Source organism: Streptomyces sp. NBC_00377 (assembly GCF_036075115.1).
Taxonomy (GTDB): domain Bacteria; phylum Actinomycetota; class Actinomycetes; order Streptomycetales; family Streptomycetaceae; genus Streptomyces.
In genome coordinates, this window is sequence record NZ_CP107958.1 from 6,972,090 (window position 1) to 6,994,262 (window position 22,173).

General features: G+C 70.4%; 22 protein-coding genes. 13 read left to right on the forward strand and 9 right to left on the reverse strand.

The genetic code is table 11. The features are described 5' to 3' along the window. Nucleotides 1-93: 93 nt before the first annotated feature. On the forward strand, nt 94-924 hold the full coding sequence (locus OHS71_RS30915) for a hypothetical protein (protein ID WP_328482609.1): 831 nt from the start codon (nt 94-96) through the stop codon (nt 922-924). Nucleotides 925-1,090: 166 nt separating this feature from the next. Here the strand turns inward: OHS71_RS30915 and pgl are convergent, their stop codons facing one another. From pgl to tkt, 5 genes are read right to left on the reverse strand one after another with little or no spacing between them, the layout of a single operon-like run. Then, a complete protein-coding gene (gene pgl / locus OHS71_RS30920; RefSeq protein ID WP_328482610.1) occupies nt 1,091-1,873 on the reverse strand; it encodes a 6-phosphogluconolactonase in 783 nt (260 codons plus the stop codon). Next, complete coding sequence (gene opcA, locus OHS71_RS30925; RefSeq protein WP_328482611.1) at nt 1,870-3,003, reverse strand: glucose-6-phosphate dehydrogenase assembly protein OpcA; 1,134 nt, start codon at nt 3,001-3,003, stop codon at nt 1,870-1,872. Before opcA ends, pgl begins: the two co-directional genes overlap by 4 nt. Next, complete coding sequence (gene zwf / locus OHS71_RS30930) at nt 3,000-4,523, reverse strand: glucose-6-phosphate dehydrogenase (protein ID WP_328484698.1); 1,524 nt, start codon at nt 4,521-4,523, stop codon at nt 3,000-3,002. The genes opcA and zwf overlap by 4 nt, the downstream gene beginning before the upstream one ends. Nucleotides 4,524-4,526: 3 nt before the next feature. Next, entirely contained in the window at nt 4,527-5,645 is a 1,119-nt protein-coding gene (tal, locus tag OHS71_RS30935; RefSeq protein WP_328482612.1) for a transaldolase, read from the reverse strand. 33 nt (nt 5,646-5,678) lie between these two features. Beyond that, on the reverse strand, nt 5,679-7,766 hold the full coding sequence (tkt, locus tag OHS71_RS30940; protein WP_328482613.1) for a transketolase: 2,088 nt from the start codon (nt 7,764-7,766) through the stop codon (nt 5,679-5,681). 355 nt (nt 7,767-8,121) lie between these two features. Between tkt and OHS71_RS30945 the strand changes: the two genes are divergently transcribed. From OHS71_RS30945 to OHS71_RS30960, 4 genes are all read left to right on the forward strand, one after another. Continuing rightward, entirely contained in the window at nt 8,122-9,075 is a 954-nt protein-coding gene (locus OHS71_RS30945) for a heme o synthase (RefSeq protein WP_328482614.1), read from the forward strand. A gap of 148 nt (nt 9,076-9,223) precedes the next feature. Beyond that, on the forward strand, nt 9,224-9,580 hold the full coding sequence (locus OHS71_RS30950; protein ID WP_328482615.1) for a hypothetical protein: 357 nt from the start codon (nt 9,224-9,226) through the stop codon (nt 9,578-9,580). Nucleotides 9,581-9,654: 74 nt separating this feature from the next. Further along, nucleotides 9,655-10,761, forward strand: a complete 1,107-nt coding sequence (locus OHS71_RS30955; protein WP_328482616.1) for an amidohydrolase family protein — start codon at nt 9,655-9,657, stop codon at nt 10,759-10,761. A gap of 61 nt (nt 10,762-10,822) precedes the next feature. Next, complete coding sequence (locus OHS71_RS30960) at nt 10,823-11,581, forward strand: nucleotidyltransferase domain-containing protein (protein ID WP_328482617.1); 759 nt, start codon at nt 10,823-10,825, stop codon at nt 11,579-11,581. A 48-nt stretch (nt 11,582-11,629) separates the two neighbouring features. Here the strand turns inward: OHS71_RS30960 and OHS71_RS30965 are convergent, their stop codons facing one another. The 4 genes from OHS71_RS30965 to OHS71_RS30980 form a co-directional block, all read right to left on the reverse strand. Beyond that, nucleotides 11,630-12,640 carry a COX15/CtaA family protein gene (locus tag OHS71_RS30965; protein ID WP_328482618.1) on the reverse strand — a complete coding sequence of 337 codons (1,011 nt, stop codon included), beginning with the start codon at nt 12,638-12,640 and terminating at the stop codon, nt 11,630-11,632. Nucleotides 12,641-12,705: 65 nt separating this feature from the next. Further along, nucleotides 12,706-13,422 carry an ABC transporter permease gene (locus OHS71_RS30970; protein ID WP_328484699.1) on the reverse strand — a complete coding sequence of 239 codons (717 nt, stop codon included), beginning with the start codon at nt 13,420-13,422 and terminating at the stop codon, nt 12,706-12,708. Between the two features lie 50 nt (nt 13,423-13,472). After that, on the reverse strand, nt 13,473-14,396 hold the full coding sequence (locus OHS71_RS30975) for an ABC transporter ATP-binding protein (RefSeq protein ID WP_328482619.1): 924 nt from the start codon (nt 14,394-14,396) through the stop codon (nt 13,473-13,475). Between the two features lie 121 nt (nt 14,397-14,517). Next, nucleotides 14,518-15,318 (reverse strand): aminoglycoside N(3)-acetyltransferase, encoded by an 801-nt coding sequence (locus tag OHS71_RS30980; protein WP_328482620.1) that lies wholly within the window; start codon nt 15,316-15,318, stop codon nt 14,518-14,520. Between the two features lie 183 nt (nt 15,319-15,501). On the opposite strand from OHS71_RS30980, the gene OHS71_RS30985 reads away from it, so the two are divergent. The 8 genes from OHS71_RS30985 to OHS71_RS31020 all read left to right on the forward strand — a co-directional run bounded on the left by OHS71_RS30985 (nt 15,502) and on the right by OHS71_RS31020 (nt 22,101). Next, complete coding sequence (locus tag OHS71_RS30985; RefSeq protein WP_328482621.1) at nt 15,502-16,245, forward strand: helix-turn-helix transcriptional regulator; 744 nt, start codon at nt 15,502-15,504, stop codon at nt 16,243-16,245. After that, on the forward strand, nt 16,242-17,663 hold the full coding sequence (gene sufB, locus OHS71_RS30990) for a Fe-S cluster assembly protein SufB (protein WP_328482622.1): 1,422 nt from the start codon (nt 16,242-16,244) through the stop codon (nt 17,661-17,663). The genes OHS71_RS30985 and sufB overlap by 4 nt, the downstream gene beginning before the upstream one ends. 62 nt (nt 17,664-17,725) lie before the next feature. Beyond that, on the forward strand, nt 17,726-18,907 hold the full coding sequence (gene sufD / locus OHS71_RS30995) for a Fe-S cluster assembly protein SufD (protein ID WP_328482623.1): 1,182 nt from the start codon (nt 17,726-17,728) through the stop codon (nt 18,905-18,907). Continuing rightward, on the forward strand, nt 18,907-19,239 hold the full coding sequence (locus OHS71_RS31000) for a non-heme iron oxygenase ferredoxin subunit (protein WP_328482624.1): 333 nt from the start codon (nt 18,907-18,909) through the stop codon (nt 19,237-19,239). Before sufD ends, OHS71_RS31000 begins: the two co-directional genes overlap by 1 nt. 7 nt (nt 19,240-19,246) lie before the next feature. Next, nucleotides 19,247-20,032, forward strand: coding sequence for a Fe-S cluster assembly ATPase SufC (gene sufC, locus OHS71_RS31005; RefSeq protein ID WP_328482625.1), 786 nt, complete (start codon nt 19,247-19,249; stop codon nt 20,030-20,032). Continuing rightward, entirely contained in the window at nt 20,029-21,285 is a 1,257-nt protein-coding gene (locus OHS71_RS31010; RefSeq protein WP_328482626.1) for a cysteine desulfurase, read from the forward strand. The genes sufC and OHS71_RS31010 overlap by 4 nt, the downstream gene beginning before the upstream one ends. A gap of 19 nt (nt 21,286-21,304) precedes the next feature. Then, nucleotides 21,305-21,772: a Fe-S cluster assembly sulfur transfer protein SufU gene (sufU, locus tag OHS71_RS31015; protein ID WP_328484700.1), complete on the forward strand. Its 468-nt coding sequence runs from the start codon at nt 21,305-21,307 to the stop codon at nt 21,770-21,772. After that, nucleotides 21,769-22,101: a metal-sulfur cluster assembly factor gene (locus OHS71_RS31020; protein ID WP_328482627.1), complete on the forward strand. Its 333-nt coding sequence runs from the start codon at nt 21,769-21,771 to the stop codon at nt 22,099-22,101. Before sufU ends, OHS71_RS31020 begins: the two co-directional genes overlap by 4 nt. Nucleotides 22,102-22,173 lie beyond the last annotated feature (72 nt).

Consider the following 22,173-nt stretch of genomic DNA (forward strand, 5'->3'; position numbering starts at 1 on the left):
ACGAGAGGCGGTCGGGAGGCGGGCGGCGCGTGGCCGTCCGCGTCCCGTAGACTCCCCGGCGATCATGAGGCCGATCTCCCGGGGGAGACCAACGTGACGAGTGCGCGCAGGAGTTGGACCGACGGCTCGCTGACCGTCGGCTCCTTCCTGAAGCCCTATCGGGTGGCTTCGGCGGTGTTCCATCCGGTGTGGATACCGGACGCGCTCGATCCGACGGTGGAGCGGCTCAAGCGTGGCCGGGTCATCGCCGGGATGGTCGCCGCCGTCGGTGTCTACACCTACGTCCATGGCGGGTTCGCCTTCGAGGAGATGCTGGAGAACACGGCGATCGCCTCCGCGGTGATCTTCTTCCTCACCCCTCTCACGGTCGGCGTGATGCTCTTCGCCTGGCGGCGCACCGGCACCGTCCGGCAGCTGAGGATGCCGCTCGTCGACTCGCTCAAGCTGCTGCTGCTCTTCGCCGGCGGTCTCCTCACGACCGTGGGGATCTTCCGGGCGAGCGACATGTTCGGGCTGGTGCCGACGCTGCTGCTCACGCTCGTGGGCCTGTGGATGGTCGTCTTCATGGTGGCCGGTGCCATTCGGCTGTCGGGCAACTTCTTCGGCTCCGCGGCGGTGCACCGCTGTCTGCCGCCGCTGCTCGCCACGGTGACGACCTGGCTGATGGCCGTCCCCGACCTCGTGACCGGTGATCTGCACGGCCTCGGCCTCACCCTGGGCATCGTCTTCATCCTGGGCGCGCCCGTGACGGTCACCGGGCTCGCGCTGCTGGAGATGCGCCGCCTCAAGCGGCGGTACGGCATCCGGCTGGGCGCCCACCCGGCCACCCTGGCGCCGACGCCCGCGGGAACGCCGCCCCAGCTGCCGCCGCAGGGCAACCCGTACGGACAGCCGCCGCACGCACCGGCCCCTGCACAGCCGTAGGCACCGGCCCCCGGGCAGCCGTGCCCTCAGGGGAACCCGTACCAGCAGGGTGCGCCCTCTCCGTACGCCCCGTCGCCCCGTCATCCGTACGGTTCCTACGGGGCCCCACAACGGACAGAACCCGTACGGCGGTTGACCGTACGGGTTCTGCACAGCGGTGATCTCGTCAGGCGGATGCCGGCGGGTACAGCGACCTCGGCAGCTGTGAGGCCGCCGCCGCGTCCAGGAGCCACAGGGTGCGGGACCGGCCACGGGCGCCCGCCGCCGGAGCCTGGATCTCGCCCGCGCCGGACAGGGCGATCGCCACGGCCCGCGCCTTGTCCTCGCCGGCCGCGAGCAGCCACACCTCACGGGCCGCCCGGATCGCCGGAAGGGTGAGGGTGACCCGGGTCGGCGGGGGCTTGGGCGCGCCCCGGACGCCGACCACCGTCCGCTCGGTCTCCCGTACGGCCGGCAGCTCCGGGAAGAGCGAGGCCACATGGGTGTCCGGACCGACGCCCAGCATCAGGACGTCGAAGGCGGGCACGCCGCCGTGGTTCTCCGGTCCTGCCGCGCGGGCCAGCTCTGCGGCGTAGGCGGCCGCTGCCGCCTCCACGTCGGCGCCGTGGGGCCCGTCGGACGCGGGCATGGGGTGCACACGCTCGGGGTCCACGGGGACGGAGTCCAGCAGGGCCTCACGGGCCTGCGTCACGTTGCGCTCCGGGTCGCCCTCGGGCAGGAAGCGCTCGTCGCCCCACCACAGGTCGAGCCGGGACCAGTCGACGGCGTCACGCGCGGGGGCCGCGGCCAGCGCGGCCAGCAGACCGTTGCCGTTGCGGCCGCCGGTGAGGACCACGGACGCCTGGCCCCGGGAGGCCTGGGCGTCCACGATCTTCGTGATGAGGCGGGCCGCCGCGGCCTGCGCCATCAGCTCCTTGTCGCGGTGCACGACCAACTGGGGCGTGCTCACTGCGGCTCCGCCTTCCTGACCGGCGGCATGTGCGCCGGAGTGGGCCGGTCGGCGTCGCCCTGGCCCGACGGGGCGGCGGCCGGCAGAGCCGGCGCGGAGTCGCGGACCGCGGGCGCCGGGTCCGGCACCGAGCGGACCGGGAGGGACGGCGTGGGCTGGGAGGCGGCCTCGGCCCGCTCCGCCTCCCGCTCCGCGGCCGACTGGATCCCGCCGAGCCGGTCCACGCCGAACCGCAGGGCGGACGCGTACGTGTCGTCGGGGTCGAGCCTGCGCAGCTCCTCCGCGAGCAGCTCGGACGTCTCGCGTCGCTTGAGCGCCACCGCGCGGTCCGGCTGGCCCGGCAGCGCCAGGGTGGCCATCGCTCCGTCCGACCGGTGCAGAGTGATCGGGCCGCCGGTCGTCTCCATCCGGACCTGCGTCAGACCCGGGCCGGCCGAGACCGCGCGCCGGACGTGCACATGGAGCCGGTCGGCGAGCCACATGGCGAGCAACTCGACGCTGGGGTTGGACTCCTCGCCCGCCACTTCGGCGGAGACGATCTCGCAGCTGACCTGGTCGAGCGCGGCGGCCAGCATCGAGCGCCACGGAGTGATCCGGGCCCAGGCCAGGTCCGTGTCGCCCGGCTCGTAGCTCTCGCCACGGGCCCGCAGCTCGTTGATGGGCTTCTCGGCCGCGAAGCTGTCGGTGACCCGGCGCTGGCCCAGGGCGCCCAGCGGGTCGCCCGCCGGGTCGCGCGGAGCGTCCACCGACCACCAGACCACCACCGGGGCGTCCGGCAGCAGCAGCGGCAGCACGACGGACTGGGCGTGGTCGGAGACCTCGCCGTACAGCCGGAGGATCACCGTCTCGCCGCTGCCCGCGTCCGCGCCCAGCCGTACCTCGGCGTCCAGGCGTGACGTGGTGCGGCCCCGGGGGGAGCGCGAGACGCGCTTGATGACGACGAGCGTGCGCGAGGGGTGCTCGCGCGAGGCGTCGTTGGCGGCCTTCAGGGCGTCGTAGGCGTTCTCCTCGTCCGTGACGACGACGAGGGTGAGCACCATGCCGACGGCGGGTGTGCCTATCGCACGCCTGCCCTGCACCAATGCCTTGTTGATCTTGCTGGCGGTGGTGTCCGTGAGGTCTGTCTTCATGGCCGGCGCCAGCTCCGTCCGTCTCGCTCGAGCATCTGGTCGGCCTCGATCGGCCCCCACGTGCCCGAGGGGTACTGCGCGGGCTTGCCGTTCTTGTCCCAGTACCGTTCGATCGGGTCGAGGATCTTCCAGGACAGCTCCACCTCTTCCGTGCGGGGGAAGAGGTTCGAGTCGCCCAGCAGCACGTCGAGGATGAGGCGTTCGTACGCCTCGGGGCTGGACTCCGTGAAGGACTCGCCGTAGGCGAAGTCCATCGACACGTCCCGGATCTCCATGGAGGTGCCGGGCACCTTGGAGCCGAAGCGGACCGTGATGCCCTCGTCCGGCTGGACGCGGATGACGATCGCGTTGGCGCCGAGCTCCTCGGTCGCGGTGGAGTCGAAGGGGGAGTGCGGTGCCCGCTGGAAGACCACCGCGATCTCGGTGACCCGGCGGCCGAGGCGCTTGCCGGTGCGCAGGTAGAAGGGCACGCCCGCCCAGCGGCGGTTGTCGACCTCCAGCTTCACCGCCGCGTAGGTGTCGGTCTTCGAGTTGGGGTCGATGCCGTCCTCTTCGAGATAGCCGACGGCCTTCTCGCCGCCCTGCCACCCGGCCGCGTACTGACCGCGGACGGTGGCCCGGCCCAGGTCCTTCGGCAGCCGCACGGCGCCGAGCACCTTGGTCTTCTCGGCGGCCAGCGCGTCGGCGTCGAAGGAGGCGGGTTCCTCCATGGCGGTGAGGGCCATGAGCTGGAGCAGGTGGTTCTGGATGACGTCGCGGGCGGCGCCGATGCCGTCGTAGTAGCCGGCCCGGCCGCCGATGCCGATGTCCTCGGCCATGGTGATCTGCACGTGGTCGACGAAGGACCGGTTCCAGATCGGTTCGAACATGGTGTTGGCGAAGCGGAGCGCCAGGATGTTCTGGACGGTCTCCTTGCCGAGGTAGTGGTCGATTCGGAAGACCTGGTCCGAGCCGAAGACCTCGTGGACGACCTTGTTGAGCTCCTCGGCCGAGGCGAGGTCGTGACCGAAGGGCTTCTCGATGACCGCGCGCCGCCAGGAGCCGTTCTTCTGGTCGGCCAGCCCGTGCTTCTTCAGCTGCTGGATGACGACCGGGAAGGAGCGCGGCGGCACGGACAGGTAGAAGGCGAAGTTGCCGCCCGTGCCCTGCGCCTTGTCGAGCTCCTCGATCGTGCCGCGCAGCCGCTCGAAGGCCTCGTCGTCGTCGAAGGTGCCCTGCACGAAGCGCATGCCCTGGACGAGCTGCTGCCAGACCTCCTCGCGGAAGGGCGTGCGGGCGTGCTCCTTGACGGCGTCGTGGACCTCCTGCGCGAAGTCCTCGTGCTCCCACTCGCGGCGGGCGAAGCCGACCAGCGAGAAGCCCGGCGGCAGCAGACCCCGGTTGGCGAGGTCGTACACGGCGGGCATGAGCTTCTTCCGCGACAAATCGCCCGTGACGCCGAAGATGACCAGACCCGACGGCCCCGCGATACGCGGGAGCCGTCGGTCGGCGGGGTCACGCAGCGGGTTGCTGCTCGACAGAGTTCAGCCCTCCGAGGGGGCGAGGCGCTGGAGCTCCGCCTCGGTCGACTTGAGCAGGTCGTTCCAGGACGCCTCGAACTTGTCGACGCCCTCGTCCTCGAGGAGCTGGACCACCTCGTCGTAGGAGATGCCGAGCTTCTCGACGGCGTCGATGTCGGCACGGGCCTGCTCGTAGGTGCCGGCGATGGTGTTGCCGGTGATCGAGCCGTGGTCCTCAGCGGCGAACAGGGTCGCCTCCGGCATGGTGTTCACCGTGTTCGGCGCCACCAGCTCGTCCACGTACAGGGTGTCCTTGTAGGCGGGGTCCTTCACACCGGTGGAGGCCCACAGCGGACGCTGCTTGTTGGCGCCCGCCTTCTCCAGCGCGGCCCAGCGCTCACCGGCGAAGACCTCCTCGTACGCCTGGTAGGCGAGCCGGGCGTTGGCGAGACCGGCCTTGCCGCGGGCGGCCTTGGCCTCGTCGGTGCCGAGCGCGTCGAGCCGCTTGTCGATCTCGGTGTCCACGCGGGACACGAAGAAGGACGCCACCGAGTGGATCTTCGACAGGTCCAGGCCGCGCTCCTTGGCCTGCTCGAGGCCGGACAGGTAGGCGTCCATGACCTGGCGGTAGCGCTCGAGCGAGAAGATCAGCGTGACGTTGACGCTGATGCCGAGGCCGATGACCTCGGAGATGGCCGGCAGGCCGCCCATCGTGGCCGGGATCTTGATCAGCGTGTTGGGGCGGTCGACCAGCCACGCGAGCTGCTTGGCCTCGGCGACCGTCGGCTTGGTGTGGTGCGCCAGGCGCGGGTCCACCTCGATGGACACCCGGCCGTCCTGGCCGCCGGTGGCGTCGAAGACCGGACGCAGGATGTCGGCGGCGTCACGGACGTCCGCCGTCGTGATCATGCGGACGGCCTCTTCGACGGTGACCTTGCGGGCCGCGAGGTCCGACAGCTGCTGGTCGTAGCCGTCGCCCTGCGAGATCGCCTTCTGGAAGATCGACGGATTGGTGGTGACGCCCACGACGTGCTGCTGGTCGATCAGTTCGGCGAGGTTGCCGGACGTGATCCGCTTGCGCGACAGGTCGTCCAGCCAGATCGCGACGCCTTCTTCGGAGAGGCGCTTGAGTGCGTCTGTCATGGAATTACATCTCCTACGGGTCGTGTGTGAGCGTCAGCGCTGGGCGGCGGCGATGGATTCCCGGGCCTTCGCGGCCACGTTCTCGGCAGTGAAGCCGTACTCCTGGAAGAGGACCTTGCCGTCGGCGGAAGCACCGAAGTGCTCCAGGGAAACGATGCGGCCGGCGTCCCCGACGTACTTGTGCCAGGTGAGACCGATACCCGCCTCGACCGAGACCCGGGCCTTCACGGACGGGGGCAGGACGCTGTCCCGGTACCCCTGGTCCTGCTCCTCGAACCACTCCACGGAGGGCATGGACACCACACGCGTGGGCACACCGTCGGCTTCGAGCCGCTCGCGCGCCTCGACGGCGACGTGCACCTCGGAGCCGGTCGCGAGGAGGATCACCTCGGGCGTCCCCGTGGAGGCCTCGAACAGGACGTAGCCGCCCTTGGCCGCGTTCTCGTCCGGCTCGTAGGTCGGCACGCCCTGTCGGGTGAGGACCAGTCCGTGCGGGGCGCCCTTGCCGAAGACCTTCGTCCAGCGCTTGAGGATCTCGCGCCAGGCGATCGCCGTCTCGTTGGCGTCGGCCGGGCGGACGATGTTCAGACCCGGGATCGCGCGCAGCGACGCGAGGTGCTCGACCGGCTGGTGCGTCGGTCCGTCCTCGCCGAGGCCGATCGAGTCGTGCGTCCAGACGTACGTCACCGGCACGTGCATCAGGGCGGACAGACGGACGGCGTTGCGCATGTAGTCGGAGAACACGAGGAACGTGCCGCCGTAGACGCGCGTGTTGCCGTGCAGGGCGATGCCGTTCATCTCCGCGGCCATGGAGTGCTCGCGGATGCCGAAGTGCACGGTGCGGCCGTAAGGGCTCGCCTCGGGCAGCGGGTTGCCCTCGGGGAGGAACGACGACGTCTTGTCGATCGTCGTGTTGTTCGAGCCGGCGAGGTCGGCGGAGCCGCCCCACAGCTCGGGGATGACGGCGCCGAGCGCCTGGAGCACCTTGCCGGACGCGGCGCGGGTGGCGACGCCCTTGCCGGGCTCGAAGACCGGGAGCTTCTCCTCCCAGCCGGTGGGCAGCTCGCCCGCGGCGACGCGGTCGTACTCGGCGGCGCGGTCGGTGTTGTTGTCCCGCCACTGCTGGAAGGACTTCTCCCACACGGCGCGGGCGGCCTGGCCGCGCTCCAGGGCCCCGCGGGTGTGGGCGATGACCTCGTCCGCGACCTCGAAGGACTTCTCCGGGTCGAAGCCGAGGACCCGCTTGGTGGCCGCGACCTCGTCGTCGCCGAGCGCCGAGCCGTGCGCGGCCTCGGTGTTCTGCGCGTTCGGGGCGGGCCAGGCGATGATCGAACGCATCGCGATGAAGGACGGCTTGTCCGTCACCAGCTTCGCGGCCTCGATCGCGTCGTACAGGGCGTGCGGGTCCAGGTCGCCGTCCGGCTTGGGGGTGACGCGCTGGACGTGCCAGCCGTACGCCTCGTAGCGCAGAACGGTGTCCTCGGAGACGGCCGTCTCGGTGTCGCCCTCGATCGAGATGTGGTTGTCGTCCCACAGCAGGATCAGGTTGCCGAGCTTCTGGTGGCCGGCCAGCGAGGACGCCTCCGCGGAGATGCCCTCCTGGAGGCAGCCGTCACCGGCGATCGCGTAGACGAAGTGGTCGAACGGCGACTCGCCGACCGGGGCCTCGGGGTCGAACAGGCCGCGCTCGTAGCGGGCGGCCATCGCCATGCCGACGGCGTTCGCGACACCCTGGCCCAGCGGGCCGGTCGTCGTCTCGACGCCCGTGGTGTGGCCGTACTCCGGGTGACCCGGCGTCTTCGAGCCGAAGGTGCGGAACGACTTCAGGTCGTCCAGCTCCAGGCCGAAGCCGGCCAGGTACAGCTGGGTGTAGAGGGTCAGGGACGAGTGGCCCGCGGACAGCACGAAGCGGTCGCGGCCCACCCAGTCGGCGTCCGCCGGGTCGTGCCGCATCACCTTCTGGAAGAGGGTGTAGGCGGCAGGCGCCAGGCTCATCGCCGTACCGGGATGGCCGTTGCCGACCTTCTGTACGGCGTCGGCGGCCAGGACGCGGGCGGTGTCCACCGCCCGCTGGTCCAGCTCGGTCCACTCGAGGTCTGTGGTGGTCGGCTTGGTGCTCACCCTGGGTCAGGGCTCCTCTCCACATGTCACGCATGTCGAATGCCGGTGCACGCGGCGCCCACCGGCCGTTGTCGAGCCTACCCCCGACAGAACGCGCATTTTTTCGAGTCGTTCCAGAGTGCCGGGAGTCGTCGCGATCCGCCTCCCGACTGGTGTGTTCCCTGTTCGGCAAGTGAATACGGAGCCGCTCGTACGAGTGCTCAACAGAGTGCCTTCCGGCTCTTGCGCGCCCGCCGTCCAACACGACCCCACCCCCGCGAATGCCCGGGTATGGGCAACGTCTACAGTGGCGTGGTACGCGCGAGCCTTTACCCCGCATTCACATGGGGAGGCTTGCTGGGAGTCTCTGTCAGGGGTGTGCGTGACGGCCGTTGAATCCCGTCCAGTAGGGATTGTCGGGGCGAGTCAGAGCCCGAGCCGGCGGCCGTTCGGGGCCCGGGTCAAGGCGTTCGTGGCGCTGACCAAGCCGCGGATCATCGAACTGCTGCTGATCACCACCGTCCCGGTGATGTTCCTGGCACAGCAGGGCGTTCCGGACCTCGGCCTGGTGGTCCTCACCTGCCTCGGCGGCTATCTGTCCGCGGGCGGCGCGAACGCGCTCAACATGTACATCGACCGCGACATCGACGCCCTGATGGACCGCACCTCGCAGCGTCCGCTGGTCACCGGGATGGTCAGCCCGCGTGAATGCCTCGCCTTCGGCATCACCCTCGCGGTGGTCTCCACACTCCTGTTCGGTCTGACCGTCAACTGGCTGTCCGCCTGGCTCGCCCTCGGCGCGCTCCTCTTCTACGTCGTCGTCTACACGATGATCCTCAAGCGGCGTACCTCGCAGAACATCGTGTGGGGCGGCATCGCCGGCTGCATGCCGGTCCTGATCGGCTGGTCGGCCGTGACGGACTCGGTGTCCTGGGCGCCGGTCGTCCTCTTCCTCGTCATGTTCTTCTGGACGCCGCCGCACTACTGGCCGCTGTCGATGAAGGTCAAGGACGACTACGCGCGCGTGGGCGTGCCGATGCTGCCGGTCGTCGCCTCCAACAAGACCGTCGCCAAGCAGATCGTCCTGTACAGCTGGGTGATGGTCGCCGTCTCGCTGCTGCTGACCCCGCTGGGCTACACCGGGTGGTTCTACACCTCGGTCGCGCTGGTGGCCGGCGGCTGGTGGCTGTGGGAGGCGCACGCGTTGCAGAACCGCGCGAAGGCCGAGGCCACGGGCGGGAAGCTGAAGGAGATGCGGCTGTTCCACTGGTCGATCACCTATGTCTCGCTGCTGTTCGTGGCGGTCGCGGTGGACCCCTTCCTGCGCTGAGGCCCGTCCCGCCGGTTCCCCCGTGCCCGCCGGGTCCCCTCGGGGCGGCCCGGTACGCCTCGTCGCGGCATGACGGCCGGGGTTGCGTGGTCAAGGCCACGCACCCCGGCCGTCGCCGTTCGATCTACCCGTCGGTAGCATCCTGGCCATGGCAGACACCAAGCAGGTTGACGAGACCGCCGACGCCAAGCGGGCCGCGAAGGCCGAGCGCAGGGCGGCCCGGCTGGCCAAGCAGATCAGCGCCTTCGCCAAGGAGCACGGCGGCGCCGAGGGCCAGGTCGCGTACCTCGGCGAGCGCGGCGCCCGTATCGTCCTCGTCGGCGAGGACGGCGGCTGGGGCGACCTGGTGGCCCCGTCGGTCGCCATCGCCGAGAGCGCCGTCGGGAAGGCGGGCATCACCGTCCACGCGGCCTTCGACGGCGAGTTCGCCGCGAAGGTGAGGACGGGCCCGTACGAGTGGACGCGGATGGCCGGGATCCAGGTCGGCGGACCGAAGAACGACTGAGCAGCAACAACCTGACACCCCGGTGACCCGTTAGGACCCGTGAACACGACGTGGTCCATCTCCCGGGAGTCCGGATGATCGAAACGCCGTCCTTGGTGGACCAGTACTGCCACGGCGTCCTGAGAACGGAGCTGGGTCTCGGCACGTTCGAGGCCCAGCTGGCCCGTACCGAGGGCCCGCCCGCCCCGGGCACGACGCTCTTCGACACCCAGACGGGGTTCGCGGTACGCCGCTGGTGCCCTCCGCTGCTCGGTCTCGAACCGCATGCGCCCCCCGCCCGTTATCTCGCCCGGCGTCGTGAACTGGGCGTACTGGAATCGGGCCGCCGGCTGCTGCGCGGCAGCGGTATCACCACGTACCTGGTCGACACGGGCCTGCCGGGCGACCTCACGGGACCGGACGAGCTCGCCTCGGCCGGCGCCGCCGAGGCGCGGGAGATCGTGCGCCTGGAACTCCTGGCCGAACAGGTCGCCGACACCTCCGGCACCGTCGAGTCCTTCCTGGCCAACCTCGCCGAGTCGGTTCACGGAGCCGCCGCCGACGCGGTGGCGTTCACCTCCGTCGCGGGGGTACGGCACGGTCTCGCCCTCGCGCCCGAGCCGCCCGGGCCGGGTGAGGTGCGCGGCGCGGCGAGCCGCTGGCTGGCCGCGCGCAGGGTCGGCGGCGAACTGTTCGACCCGGTGCTGCTGCGGCACCTGCTGTGGATCGCCGTCGCCTCGGGGCTGCCGCTGCAACTGCACGCGGGCCTCGGCGAGCCGGGGGCGCGCATCGACCGCACCGATCCGGTGCTGCTGACGGACTTCGTGCGGGCCACGGCCGGCCTCGGCACCGACCTCGTCCTGCTGCACGGCTACCCCTACCACCGCCATGCCGCCCACCTCGCGGGCGTCTTCCCGCACGTGTACGCCGATTCGGGCGCCGCGCTCGTGCGGACCGGCGCCCGGGCGGCGACGATCCTCGCGGAGATCCTGGAGCTGGCCCCCTTCGGCAAGATCCTGTTCTCCAGCGGCGCCCGGGGCCTGCCCGAACTGCACGTCGTCGGGGCCCGGCTGTTCCGTGAGGCCCTGGCCCGGGTGCTCGGCGCCTGGGTCGCGGACGGCGCGTGGTCGCCCGGCGACGCGCAGCGGGTGGCCGGACTGATCGCGGCGGGCAACGCGCGCCGGGTGTACGGGCTGGGCTGAGGTGGAGAGACCGGACGCGTGCGGGGTGTACGGGCCGGGCCGGGATCGCGAGACTGGGGGCATGACCAGCCGCACGGAACACTTACTGGACCGTTTCGTCACCGGGCTCGCGGCTCTGGAGCCGGTCGCCGTCTGGGCCCACGGCTCGCTCGCCGGGGGCGACTACCAGGAGGGCCGCAGCGACCTGGACCTCATCGCGGTCCTGACGGGGCCGGTCACGCCAGGACCGTTGTGGGCCCTGGCCCGGCTGCACGCCCGGCTGCGGGGCGAGCCGCTCGCGCCCCTGCTGCACTGCTCCTACCTCACCCCCGACACGGCGGCCGACCCGGAGCGCCGGCACCTGACCTGGGCGCACGGTCAGTTGTTCCGGCGCACGGTCACCCCGGTGACCCGTCGGGAGCTGCTGGACTTCGGGCGGGTGCTGTACGGGAAGGCGCCCCGCGCTCTCCTTCCGCCCGTGCCGGACCGCGAGCTCGGCGACTTCGTCGTCCGCGACCAGCGGGACTTCTGGCGGCCGGCGGTCGACAAGGCCCCTCTGTGGCGTCAGGACGTCTGGGTCGACCTGGGGCTGCTGACCTTCGCCCGGGCGACGGTGACCGTGCGCGACGGCCGTCTCATCTCCAAGCGCCAGGCCCTCGACGAGCTGTCCGTGCTGGGGGCGCCGCAGGAGGTCGTGGCGGACATCGCGCGGCGCCGGTACGAGGGGCACGCGGGCGAGGACGGCGTGACGACGGGCGCGGACTGGCCGGCCCGCCGTGCCGGGCTGACCCGGGACTATCTGGGACCGGCGATCGACGGACTGGTCACCGCGCACGCGTGACGCACGGGCGCGAAGTCGCCCCCTGCCCGTGGCACGCGCGCCGGTGCCTCACGCGCGCGTGCCGACCGTCGCCTCCGCCGTGGGGCCCGGCAGGTCGATCGTCGTTCCGGAGCGCTCATGCAGTGCCAGCAGCACGCGCAGCACGGCGATCCAGACCAGACAGGAGCCGAGCATGTGCAGGCCGACGAGGGCCTCGGGAAGGTCCGTGAAGTACTGGACGTAGCCGATGACGCCCTGTCCGAGCAGCACCAGGAACAGGTCGCGGGTACGGTCCAGCGGGTCCCTCGGCGCGTCCACCGCCTTGAGGATGAACCACAGGGCGAAGGTCAGCGTCACCACGATCCAGGCGAGCACGGCGTGCAGCTTGGCGACCGTCTCCCAGTCCAGCGGCATCCGCTCGACCTTGCTGGAGTCACCCGCGTGCGGGCCCGCGCCGGTCACCACCGTGCCGACGGCGATCAGCAGCGTCGAGGCGGCGACCAGGAACCACACCAGCTGCTGTACGGGCTTGCCGACCAGCGGACGGGGCTCCCCGTCGCCCTCCCCGGCGCGCTGCCACATCACCGCGGCGACCGCGATCAGCGCCGAGGCGGCCAGGAAGTGCGCCGCGACCGTGTACGGGTTGAGGCCGACGAGCACCACGATCCCGCCGAGCACCGCGTTGCTCATCACCAGCCAGAACTGCGCCCAGCCCAGCCGGGTCAGGCTCCGCCGGTACGGCTTCTCGGCGCGCGCGGCGATGATCGCCCAGCCGATGGCCGCGCACAGCACGTACGTCAGCATGCGGTTGCCGAACTCGATGGCCCCGTGGAAGCCCATCGCGCCGGTCGTGGTGAGCGAGTCGTCGGTGCACTTGGGCCAGGTCGGGCAGCCCAGACCGGAGCCCGTGAGCCGCACGGCGCCGCCGGTGACCACGATCACCACCGCCATCACGAGTGCGGACAGGGCCGCCCGCCGGACCGTCCGGCGGGTGGGGGTCCAGCGTGCGGCGATGAAGGCGAGGGGGTTGCGCACGGCGGCTACGACGTCGGCGCGAGTCACGTTTGGCACGCCTCCCATCGTAGGCGCCCGCTTGTGCACGCGTTCACGAGGGGCCCGTGTCCGTGCGGTCCGGTGCTGCCGGGTCACTCCCAGCGGAAGAACCGGCCGGCTGCCGCGAGCCCCACGACCGCCCAGACGGCCAGGATCCCCAGGTCGCCCCAGGGCATGCCCGCGCCGTGCTGGAGCACGTCCCGCAGGCCGTCCGAGAGGGCCGAGACGGGCAGCAGGCCGAGTACGTCCTGCGCGCCGGGCGGGAACTTGTCGAGCGGGACGATCACCCCGCCGCCCACCAGCAGCAGCAGGAAGACCAGGTTGGCCGCCGCCAGCGTCGCTTCCGCCTTCAGAGTGCCCGCCATCAGCAGGCCGAGGCCCGAGAACGCGGCCGTACCGAGGACGAGCAGCAGCAGGGCGGCCGCCGGGTTGCCGTGCGGGTTCCAGCCCAGCGCGAAGGCGATCGCCGTCAGGACGAGCACCTGGAGGATCTCCGTGACCAGGACCGACAGCGTCTTCGCCGTCATCAGGCCCCACCGCGGCAGCGGGGAGGCGGCGAGCCGCTTCAGCACCCCGTAGCGGCGTTCGAACCCGGTCGCGATGGCCTGGCCGGTGAAAGCCGTCGACATCACGGCGAGCGCGAGGATGCCGGGGGTGAGGAAGTCCACCGCCTCGCCCGCGCCGGTGTCGACGATGTCCACGCTGCTGAACAGCACCAGCAGCAGGGTGGGGATCACGGCGGTGAGCAGCAGCTGCTCGCCGTTGCGCAGCAGCATCCTCGTCTCCAGCGCCGCCTGGGCCGCGATCATGCGGGGGAGCGGGGCCGCCCCGGGCCGGGGGGTGTAGGTGCCAGTGGCGGTCACGAGCGCAGCTCCTTGCCTGTCAGCTCCAGAAAAACGTCCTCCAGGGTGTGCCGTTCCACCGAGATCCGGTCCGGCATCACCCCGTGCTGGGCGCACCACGAGGTGACCGTCGCCAGCAGCTGCGGGTCGACCTTGCCCATCACCCGGTAGGAGCCCGGGGTCAGCTCGGCGGCGGAGCTGTCGGCGGGCAGGGCCTTGAGCAGGGAGCCCACATCGAGGCCGGGACGTCCGCTGAACCGCAGGGTGTTCTCGGCGCCGCCGCGGCACAGCTCCTCGGGGGAGCCCTGGGCGATGACCCGGCCCGCGTCGATGATCGCGACGTCGTCGGCGAGCTGCTCGGCCTCGTCCATGTAGTGGGTGGTCAGGATGACCGAGACCCCGTCCGCTCGCAGGTCCCGGACGAGTTCCCAGGTGGCGCGGCGTGCCTGGGGGTCGAGGCCGGCCGTCGGCTCGTCCAGGAAGACCAGCTCGGGGCGGCCGACGACGGCCATGGCCAGCGCGAGGCGCTGCTGCTGGCCGCCGGAGAGGCGGCGGTACGTCGTCCGGCCGCAGGAGCCCAGGCCGAGGCGCTCCACGAGGGTGTCGACGTCCAGCGGGTGGGCGTGCAGCCCCGCGACGTGGCGGAGCATCTCGTCGGCCCGCGCTCCCGAGTAGACACCCCCCGACTGGAGCATCACGCCGATCCGGGGACGCAGGTCGGAGCCCTGTCTCAGCGGGTCGAGGCCGAGGACGCGCACCGAGCCGGAGTCGGGCCTGCGGTATCCCTCGCAGGTCTCGACGGTGGTCGTCTTTCCGGCGCCGTTGGGTCCGAGGACGGCGGTGACGCCCGCCCGGGCCGTCAGACAGAGGCCGTCCACCGCGGTCTTCGTCCCGTACCGCTTCACCAGGGCCTCGACCCGGACGACAGGCTCGCTTCGCATGGCTCAAGAGTCTAGGTTCGCGGGCCGGGGTTCAGCCGTGGGGGTCCCCGCCGGAGCGGAGCCGGGAGGGGAGAGGGCGCGGGAACCGGCCACGTGCGACGGCTTCCGGGGGCCGGCGGAGTCAGATCTCGTCCTCGCGGGACCGGTGCAGCGGCAGCCACCGCTGGGCGTAGGCCACGGCGTCCGCGACCGGGAACAGCCGTACGTCGGCCGCGCCGACCCTGCCCCGTACGACGTCACGGTCGCGTTCGAAGTCGTGGCCCAGCTCGTCGAAGCGGTCGGAGTCGATGGACACCTCGGTCATGACCTCCCACGTTCCGTCCGGCCCCGGGCGGCCCACCTCGACGAGCGGCGCCGGGATCCGGTACTCGGCGAGGTGGAAGCTGGTGCAGGTGGCGTAGCCGGCGCCCAGGAGCAGGACCCGCGCCCCCGCCTTCTCCAGCCGGGCCAGCGGGCTGCGTTCGCCGAGCCGGCAGTCGGGTGCGTGGCCCTCGACCAGCTCCGCCGCCCGCGCCCCGAGCGCCGCGAACGAGGTCTGCGGGTGGGCGCTGCGCAGGGCACCGGGCCAGGTGCGGACCGTCTCCGGGATCACGCCCACGCCCAGCGCGGGGGTGATGAGGGGGTCGTAGGCGGGCATGGTCGCCCGGATCCGCTGCCACCACTGCGCGGGGACCGGCGGATTGCTCCACAGGGCGGGGTCGGACAGGTCGCCGGACTGGGTGGGGACGACGAGTGTGCCGTCCGGACCGAGCACGTCGAGCAGTCCGCGAACGACCGTGACGGGACCTCCGCAGACCCAGCCGAGCGAACTGAGCGAGGAGTGGACGAGGAGGATTTCTCCTGGTTCGACACCCAGGGCGCGGACCTCCGCCGCGAGGGTGTCGCGGGTGACAAGTGGGCCGGTGGGAGCGGGTATGGGCATGGTTCGGCAGTGTCCTGGACGGGGGCTGCGCGGACCAGTCCTTTTCTTGCCGGTCCGCCCCCCGTCGATCGATCAAAGATCGTTTCCGCAGGTCAGATTAGGTTTACCTAAGTGACGCAGGGCACCGCCCGGCGATCCGGGCACGGCTTGCCTGCCTCTGAGGAATTACGCAACAATGGCGTTGTGAAAAACGTCGGCGAGGCTCGGGAGACCCCCACGGGGACCCCCCAGGAGGAGATCGCGACCGGTGAGCGCTCGACGCGCAACCGGGTCGCGCGGTCCATCCTGGACCACGGGCCGTCGACCGTCGCCGAGCTGGCCGGGCGGCTGCGCCTCACCCAGGCCGCCGTGCGCCGCCACCTCGACGCACTGGTCGCCGACGACGTCGTGGAGGCACGAGAGCAGCGGGTGTACGGAGCGCGGACCCGCGGGCGCCCCGCCAAGGTCTTCGCCCTCACCGACTGCGGCCGCGACGCCTTCGACCAGTCCTACGACAAGCTTGCCGCGGACGCCCTGCGCTGGATCCAGGAACGCTTCGGCGGGGACGAGGCCGTCGTCGCCTTCGCCCGCGCACGCATCGTCGAACAGGCCGCCGGGTACCGCCAGGCGATCGAGGCCGCCGCCCCCGAAGAGCGGACCGAAGCCCTGGCCAAGGCCCTGAGCGCGGACGGGTACGCTGCTACGGCGCGCAGCGCACCGGTCGGCGAGCAGCTGTGCCAGCACCACTGCCCCGTCGCTCACGTCGCGGAGAAGTTCCCGCAGCTCTGCGAGGCGGAGACCGAGATCTTCTCCCAGTTGCTCGGAACACACGTCCAGCGACTGGCGACCATCGCGCACGGCGACGGCGTCTGCACGACGTTCATCCCCAGAGTTTCCACAGCCACCCACAACGCATCCACAAGCACGGCCGGGAGGAACCCCGCATGACTCTCCCCACGGAGACTGCCCACCCCGAACTCGAGGGCCTGGGTAAGTACGAATACGGCTGGGCCGACTCCGACACGGCCGGCGCCTCTGCGAAGCGCGGCATCAACGAGGACGTCGTCCGGGACATCTCCGCGAAGAAGTCCGAGCCGGAGTGGATGACGAAGCTCCGCCTCAAGGGCCTCCGCCTCTTCGCGAAGAAGCCCATGCCGAACTGGGGCTCGGACCTGTCGGGCATCGACTTCGACAACATCAAGTACTTCGTGCGCTCCACCGAGAAGCAGGCGGAGTCCTGGGAGGACCTGCCCGAGGACATCAAGAACACGTACGACAAGCTCGGCATCCCGGAGGCGGAGAAGCAGCGCCTCGTCGCCGGTGTCGCGGCCCAGTACGAGTCCGAGGTCGTCTACCACCAGATCCGCGAGGACCTGGAGGAGCAGGGCGTCATCTTCCTCGACACCGACACCGCGCTGAAGCAGCACCCGGAGCTCTTCAAGGAGTACTTCGGCACCGTCATCCCGGTCGGCGACAACAAGTTCGCGTCGCTGAACACCGCGGTGTGGTCCGGCGGCTCCTTCATCTACGTGCCGAAGGGCGTGCACGTGGAGATCCCGCTCCAGGCCTACTTCCGCATCAACACGGAGAACATGGGCCAGTTCGAGCGGACCCTGATCATCGTCGACGAGGGCGCCTACGTGCACTACGTCGAGGGCTGTACGGCCCCGATCTACAAGTCGGACTCGCTGCACAGCGCCGTGGTCGAGATCATCGTCAAGAAGAACGCCCGCTGCCGTTACACGACCATCCAGAACTGGTCGAACAACGTCTACAACCTGGTCACCAAGCGCGCCGTGGCGTACGAGGGCGCGACCATGGAGTGGATCGACGGCAACATCGGCTCCAAGGTGACGATGAAGTACCCGGCCGTCTACCTGATGGGCGAGCACGCCAAGGGCGAGACCCTCTCCATCGCCTTCGCGGGCGAGGGCCAGCACCAGGACGCCGGCTCCAAGATGGTCCACATGGCGCCGAACACCTCGTCCAACATCGTGTCGAAGTCCGTGGCGCGCGGTGGCGGCCGGACGTCCTACCGCGGTCTCGTCGAGATCGGCGAGGGCGCCCACGGCTCCAAGTCCAACGTGCTGTGCGACGCGCTGCTCGTCGACACCATCTCCCGCTCCGACACCTACCCCTACGTGGACGTCCGCGAGGACGACGTGTCCATGGGCCACGAGGCCACCGTCTCCAAGGTCAGCGACGACCAGCTCTTCTACCTGATGAGCCGGGGCATGACCGAGTTCGAGGCGATGGCCATGATCGTGCGCGGCTTCGTCGAGCCGATCGCGAAGGAACTCCCCATGGAGTACGCGCTCGAACTCAACCGGCTGATCGAGCTGCAGATGGAAGGCGCGGTCGGCTGAGCCCCGCCCCTCCATCACCAGCTAGCAAAATCTGACGCAGGAAAGTGAGCAGACCGACAGCCATGGCTGAGGCTACGAATATCCCGGTGGGGTCCACCACCGCCGGACAGATCGCGGTGGCCGCCGAGTCGACCGTCGCCACGCGCATGAGCGCGCCCGCGTCCTTCGACGTGGCGGACTTCCCGGTCCCGCACGGTCGCGAGGAGGAGTGGCGGTTCACGCCGCTGGAGCGGCTGCGCGGACTGCACGACGGCACCGCCGTCGCGACCGGCGAGGGCGTGAAGGTCGCCGTCGAGGCGCCCGAGGGCGTCATCGTCGAGCTCGTGGACCGCGACGACCCGCGCCTCGGGAAGGCGGGCACCCCGGTGGACCGGGTCGCCGCCCAGGCGTACTCCGCGTTCGAGAAGGCCGGCGTGGTCACCGTGCCCAAGGAGACGGTGCTCACCGAGCCGATCCGCATCGCGGTGCACGGCGAGGGCGGGGTCTCCTACGGCCACCAGGTCATCGAGCTGGGCGCCTTCGCCGAGGCCGTCGTCGTCATCGACCACACCGGTGACGCCGTGATCGCCGCCAACGTCGACTACGTCCTCGGGGACGGCGCGAAGCTGACCGTGGTCTCCGTCCAGGACTGGGACGACAAGGCCGTGCACGTCGCCCAGCACAACGCCCTCGTCGGCCGTGACGCGACCTTCAAGTCGGTCGTGGTGACCTTCGGCGGCGACCTGGTCCGCCTGCACCCGCGCGTGGCGTACGCCGGCCCCGGCGCCGAGGCCGAGTTGTTCGGTCTGTACTTCACGGATGCCGGTCAGCACCAGGAGCACCGCCTGCTGGTCGACCACAACGTCCCGCACTGCAAGTCCAACGTCGTCTACAAGGGCGCGTTGCAGGGCGAGGGTGCGCACGCCGTGTGGATCGGTGACGTGCTCATCGAGGCCAAGGCCGAGGGCACGGACACCTACGAGATGAACCGCAACCTGGTCCTCACGGACGGCGCGCGCGTCGACTCCGTGCCGAACCTGGAGATCGAGACCGGCGAGATCGTCGGCGCCGGTCACGCCTCCGCCACCGGCCGTTTCGACGACGAGCAGCTTTTCTACCTGATGGCCCGCGGCATCCCGGCCGACGAGGCCCGTCGCCTGGTGGTCCGCGGCTTCTTCGCCGAGCTGGTCCAGCAGATCGGTGTCGACGACATCGAGGAGCGCCTGCTCGCCCGGATCGAGACCGAGCTGGAGGCCACCGTCTGATGGCCGACGACCGTGCTCGATTCATTCGGGCCTGTGGGCTCAGCGAGCTGGAGGAGGACACCCCGACACGGGTGGAACTCGACGGCACGCCGGTCTCGGTCGTCCGTACCGAGGGGGAGGTGTTCGCCATCCACGACATCTGTTCCCACGCGAACGTCTCGCTCTCCGAGGGCGAGGTGGAGGACTGTCAGATCGAGTGCTGGCTGCACGGCTCCAGCTTCGACCTCCGCACCGGCAAGCCGTCCGGCCTTCCCGCGACGCGCCCCGTCCCCGTATACCCCGTAAAGATCGAAGGGGACGACGTGCTCGTCTCCCTCACCCAGGAGTCCTGAGGCACCCATGGCAACGCTTGAAATCCGAGACCTGCACGTCACCGTCGAGGCCGACAACGCCACGAAGGAGATCCTCAAGGGCGTCGACCTCACCGTGAAGCAGGGCGAGACGCACGCCATCATGGGCCCCAACGGCTCCGGCAAGTCGACCCTCGCCTACTCGCTCGCGGGCCACCCGAAGTACACGATCACCGGCGGCACCGTGCTGCTCGACGGCGAGGACGTCCTCGAGATGTCCGTCGACGAGCGCGCCCGCGCGGGCCTCTTCCTCGCCATGCAGTACCCGGTCGAGGTTCCCGGCGTGTCCGTGTCGAACTTCCTGCGTACCTCCGCCACCGCCGTCCGCGGCGAGGCCCCCAAGCTGCGCACCTGGGTGAAGGAGGTCAAGGAGGCCATGGAGCGTCTCCACATGGACACCTCCTTCGCCGAGCGCAACGTCAACGAGGGCTTCTCCGGCGGTGAGAAGAAGCGCCACGAGATCCTCCAGCTCGAGCTGCTCCGGCCGAAGGTCGCGATCCTCGACGAGACGGACTCCGGTCTGGACGTCGACGCCCTTCGCATCGTCTCCGAGGGCGTCAACCGCGTCCGCGAGACCGGCGAGGTCGGCACGCTGCTGATCACGCACTACACGCGCATCCTGCGCTACATCAAGCCCGACTTCGTCCACGTCTTCTCCGGCGGCCGCATCGTCGAGTCCGGCGGCGCCGAGCTCGCCGACAAGCTGGAGAACGAGGGCTACGAGGCATATGCGAAGCTCGACGAAGTAGACACGAAGGGTGGCGTATCCGCGTGACGCAGCTGCCGGGCCTCCTCGACACCGAGGCGATCCGCAAGGACTTCCCCATCCTGGACCGACAGGTCCACGACGGCCGGAAGCTCGTGTACCTGGACAACGCGGCGACCTCGCAGAAGCCGCGCCAGGTACTGGACGCCCTGAACGAGTACTACGAGCGCTACAACGCCAACGTCCACCGCGGTGTGCATGTGCTCGCCGAGGAGGCCACGGCGCTGTACGAGGGCGCGCGCGACAAGGTCGCCGCGTTCATCAACGCGCCGAGCCGCGACGAGGTGATCTTCACCAAGAACGCCTCCGAGTCCCTCAACCTCGTGGCGAACATGCTCGGCTGGGCCGACGAGCCCTACCGGGTGGACTCCGAGACCGAGATCGTCATCACGGAGATGGAGCACCACTCCAACATCGTGCCGTGGCAGCTGCTGTCGCAGCGCACGGGCGCGAAGCTGAAGTGGTTCGGTCTGACGGACGACGGCCGGCTCGACCTGTCGAACATCGACGAGATCATCACCGAGAAGACGAAGATCGTCTCCTTCGTGCTGGTGTCGAACATCCTCGGCACGGTGAACCCGGTCGAGGCGATAGTGCGCCGCGCGCAGGAGGTCGGCGCGCTGGTGTGCATCGACGCCTCGCAGGCCGCGCCGCACATGCCGCTGGACGTGCAGGCCCTTCAGGCCGACTTCGTGGCCTTCACCGGCCACAAGATGTGCGCCCCGACCGGCATCGGCGTCCTCTGGGGCCGCCAGGAGCTGCTCGAGGACCTGCCCCCGTTCCTCGGCGGCGGCGAGATGATCGAGACGGTGTCGATGCACTCGTCGACGTACGCCCCGGCGCCCCACAAGTTCGAGGCGGGCACCCCGCCGATCGCTCAGGCGGTCGGTCTGGGCGCGGCCATCGACTACCTGTCCGCGATCGGCATGGACAAGGTCCTCGCCCATGAGCACGCGCTCACCGAGTACGCGGTGAAGAAGCTCGGCGAGGTTCCCGACCTGCGGATCATCGGCCCCACCACGGCCGAGGACCGGGGGGCGGCGATCTCGTTCACGCTCGGCGACATCCACCCGCACGACGTGGGCCAGGTGCTGGACGAGGAGGGCATCGCGGTCCGGGTGGGCCACCACTGCGCCCGTCCCGTCTGCCTGCGGTACGGAATTCCCGCGACCACGCGAGCGTCGTTCTATCTGTACTCCACGCCGGCCGAGATCGACGCTCTGGTCGACGGGCTGGAGCACGTACGGAACTTCTTCGGCTGAGGGGTTGGCGAGCGAGCGCATGAAGCTGGACTCGATGTACCAGGAAGTCATCCTGGACCACTACAAGCACCCGCACGGGCGTGGTCTGCGCGATGGCGACGCCGAGGTGCACCATGTGAATCCGACCTGCGGCGACGAGATCACTCTCCGTGTGAAGTACGACGGTACGAAGATCGAGGACGTCAGCTACGAGGGCCAGGGCTGCTCCATCAGCCAGGCGAGCGCGTCCGTCCTCAACGACCTGCTGGTCGGCAAGGACCTGGCCGACGCGCAGCGGATCCAGGAGACCTTCCTGGAGCTGATGCAGTCCAAGGGAAAGATCGAGCCCGACGACGCGATGGAGGAGGTGCTGGAGGACGCGGTCGCGTTCGCCGGCGTCTCCAAGTACCCGGCCCGGGTCAAGTGCGCCCTCCTCAGCTGGATGGCGTGGAAGGACGCGACGGCCCAGGCCCTGGGCGGAGCCGACGCCGAAAGGAAGACGGCATGACCGAGACCGTTGAGATGAAGCCGGCCTCCGAGGAGGAAGTCCGCGAGGCGCTGTACGACGTCGTCGACCCCGAACTGGGCATCGACGTCGTCAACCTCGGGCTGATCTACGGCATCCACATCGACGACGCGAACATCGCGACGATCGACATGACCCTGACCTCGGCGGCCTGCCCGCTGACGGACGTCATCGAGGACCAGGCGAAGTCCGCCACGGACGGCCTGGTCAACGAGTTGCGCATCAACTGGGTCTGGATGCCGCCGTGGGGCCCGGACAAGATCACGGACGACGGCCGTGACCAGCTTCGCGCGCTCGGGTTCAACGTCTGAGATCCCGCTTGGCGGGCAGCATGTGGAAGCGGCGGCACCCCCGGTCGGGGGTGCCGCCGCTTTCACATGGGA

Coding starts and splice junctions, on each gene's coding strand:
- tal (WP_328482612.1), bottom strand. CDS start 5,645: ATGACAGACGCACTCAAGCGCCTCTCCGAAGAAGGCGTCGCGATCTGG.
- OHS71_RS30975 (WP_328482619.1), bottom strand. CDS start 14,396: ATGCGAAGCGAGCCTGTCGTCCGGGTCGAGGCCCTGGTGAAGCGGTAC.
- OHS71_RS31000 (WP_328482624.1), top strand. CDS start 18,907: ATGGCCGACGACCGTGCTCGATTCATTCGGGCCTGTGGGCTCAGCGAG.
- opcA (WP_328482611.1), bottom strand. CDS start 3,003: ATGAAGACAGACCTCACGGACACCACCGCCAGCAAGATCAACAAGGCA.
- sufD (WP_328482623.1), top strand. CDS start 17,726: ATGGCTGAGGCTACGAATATCCCGGTGGGGTCCACCACCGCCGGACAG.
- sufB (WP_328482622.1), top strand. CDS start 16,242: ATGACTCTCCCCACGGAGACTGCCCACCCCGAACTCGAGGGCCTGGGT.
- sufC (WP_328482625.1), top strand. CDS start 19,247: ATGGCAACGCTTGAAATCCGAGACCTGCACGTCACCGTCGAGGCCGAC.
- sufU (WP_328484700.1), top strand. CDS start 21,305: ATGAAGCTGGACTCGATGTACCAGGAAGTCATCCTGGACCACTACAAG.
- OHS71_RS30970 (WP_328484699.1), bottom strand. CDS start 13,422: ATGATCGCGGCCCAGGCGGCGCTGGAGACGAGGATGCTGCTGCGCAAC.
- OHS71_RS30960 (WP_328482617.1), top strand. CDS start 10,823: ATGACCAGCCGCACGGAACACTTACTGGACCGTTTCGTCACCGGGCTC.
- OHS71_RS31020 (WP_328482627.1), top strand. CDS start 21,769: ATGACCGAGACCGTTGAGATGAAGCCGGCCTCCGAGGAGGAAGTCCGC.
- OHS71_RS30965 (WP_328482618.1), bottom strand. CDS start 12,640: ATGGGAGGCGTGCCAAACGTGACTCGCGCCGACGTCGTAGCCGCCGTG.
- OHS71_RS30955 (WP_328482616.1), top strand. CDS start 9,655: ATGATCGAAACGCCGTCCTTGGTGGACCAGTACTGCCACGGCGTCCTG.
- OHS71_RS30980 (WP_328482620.1), bottom strand. CDS start 15,318: ATGCCCATACCCGCTCCCACCGGCCCACTTGTCACCCGCGACACCCTC.
- OHS71_RS30950 (WP_328482615.1), top strand. CDS start 9,224: ATGGCAGACACCAAGCAGGTTGACGAGACCGCCGACGCCAAGCGGGCC.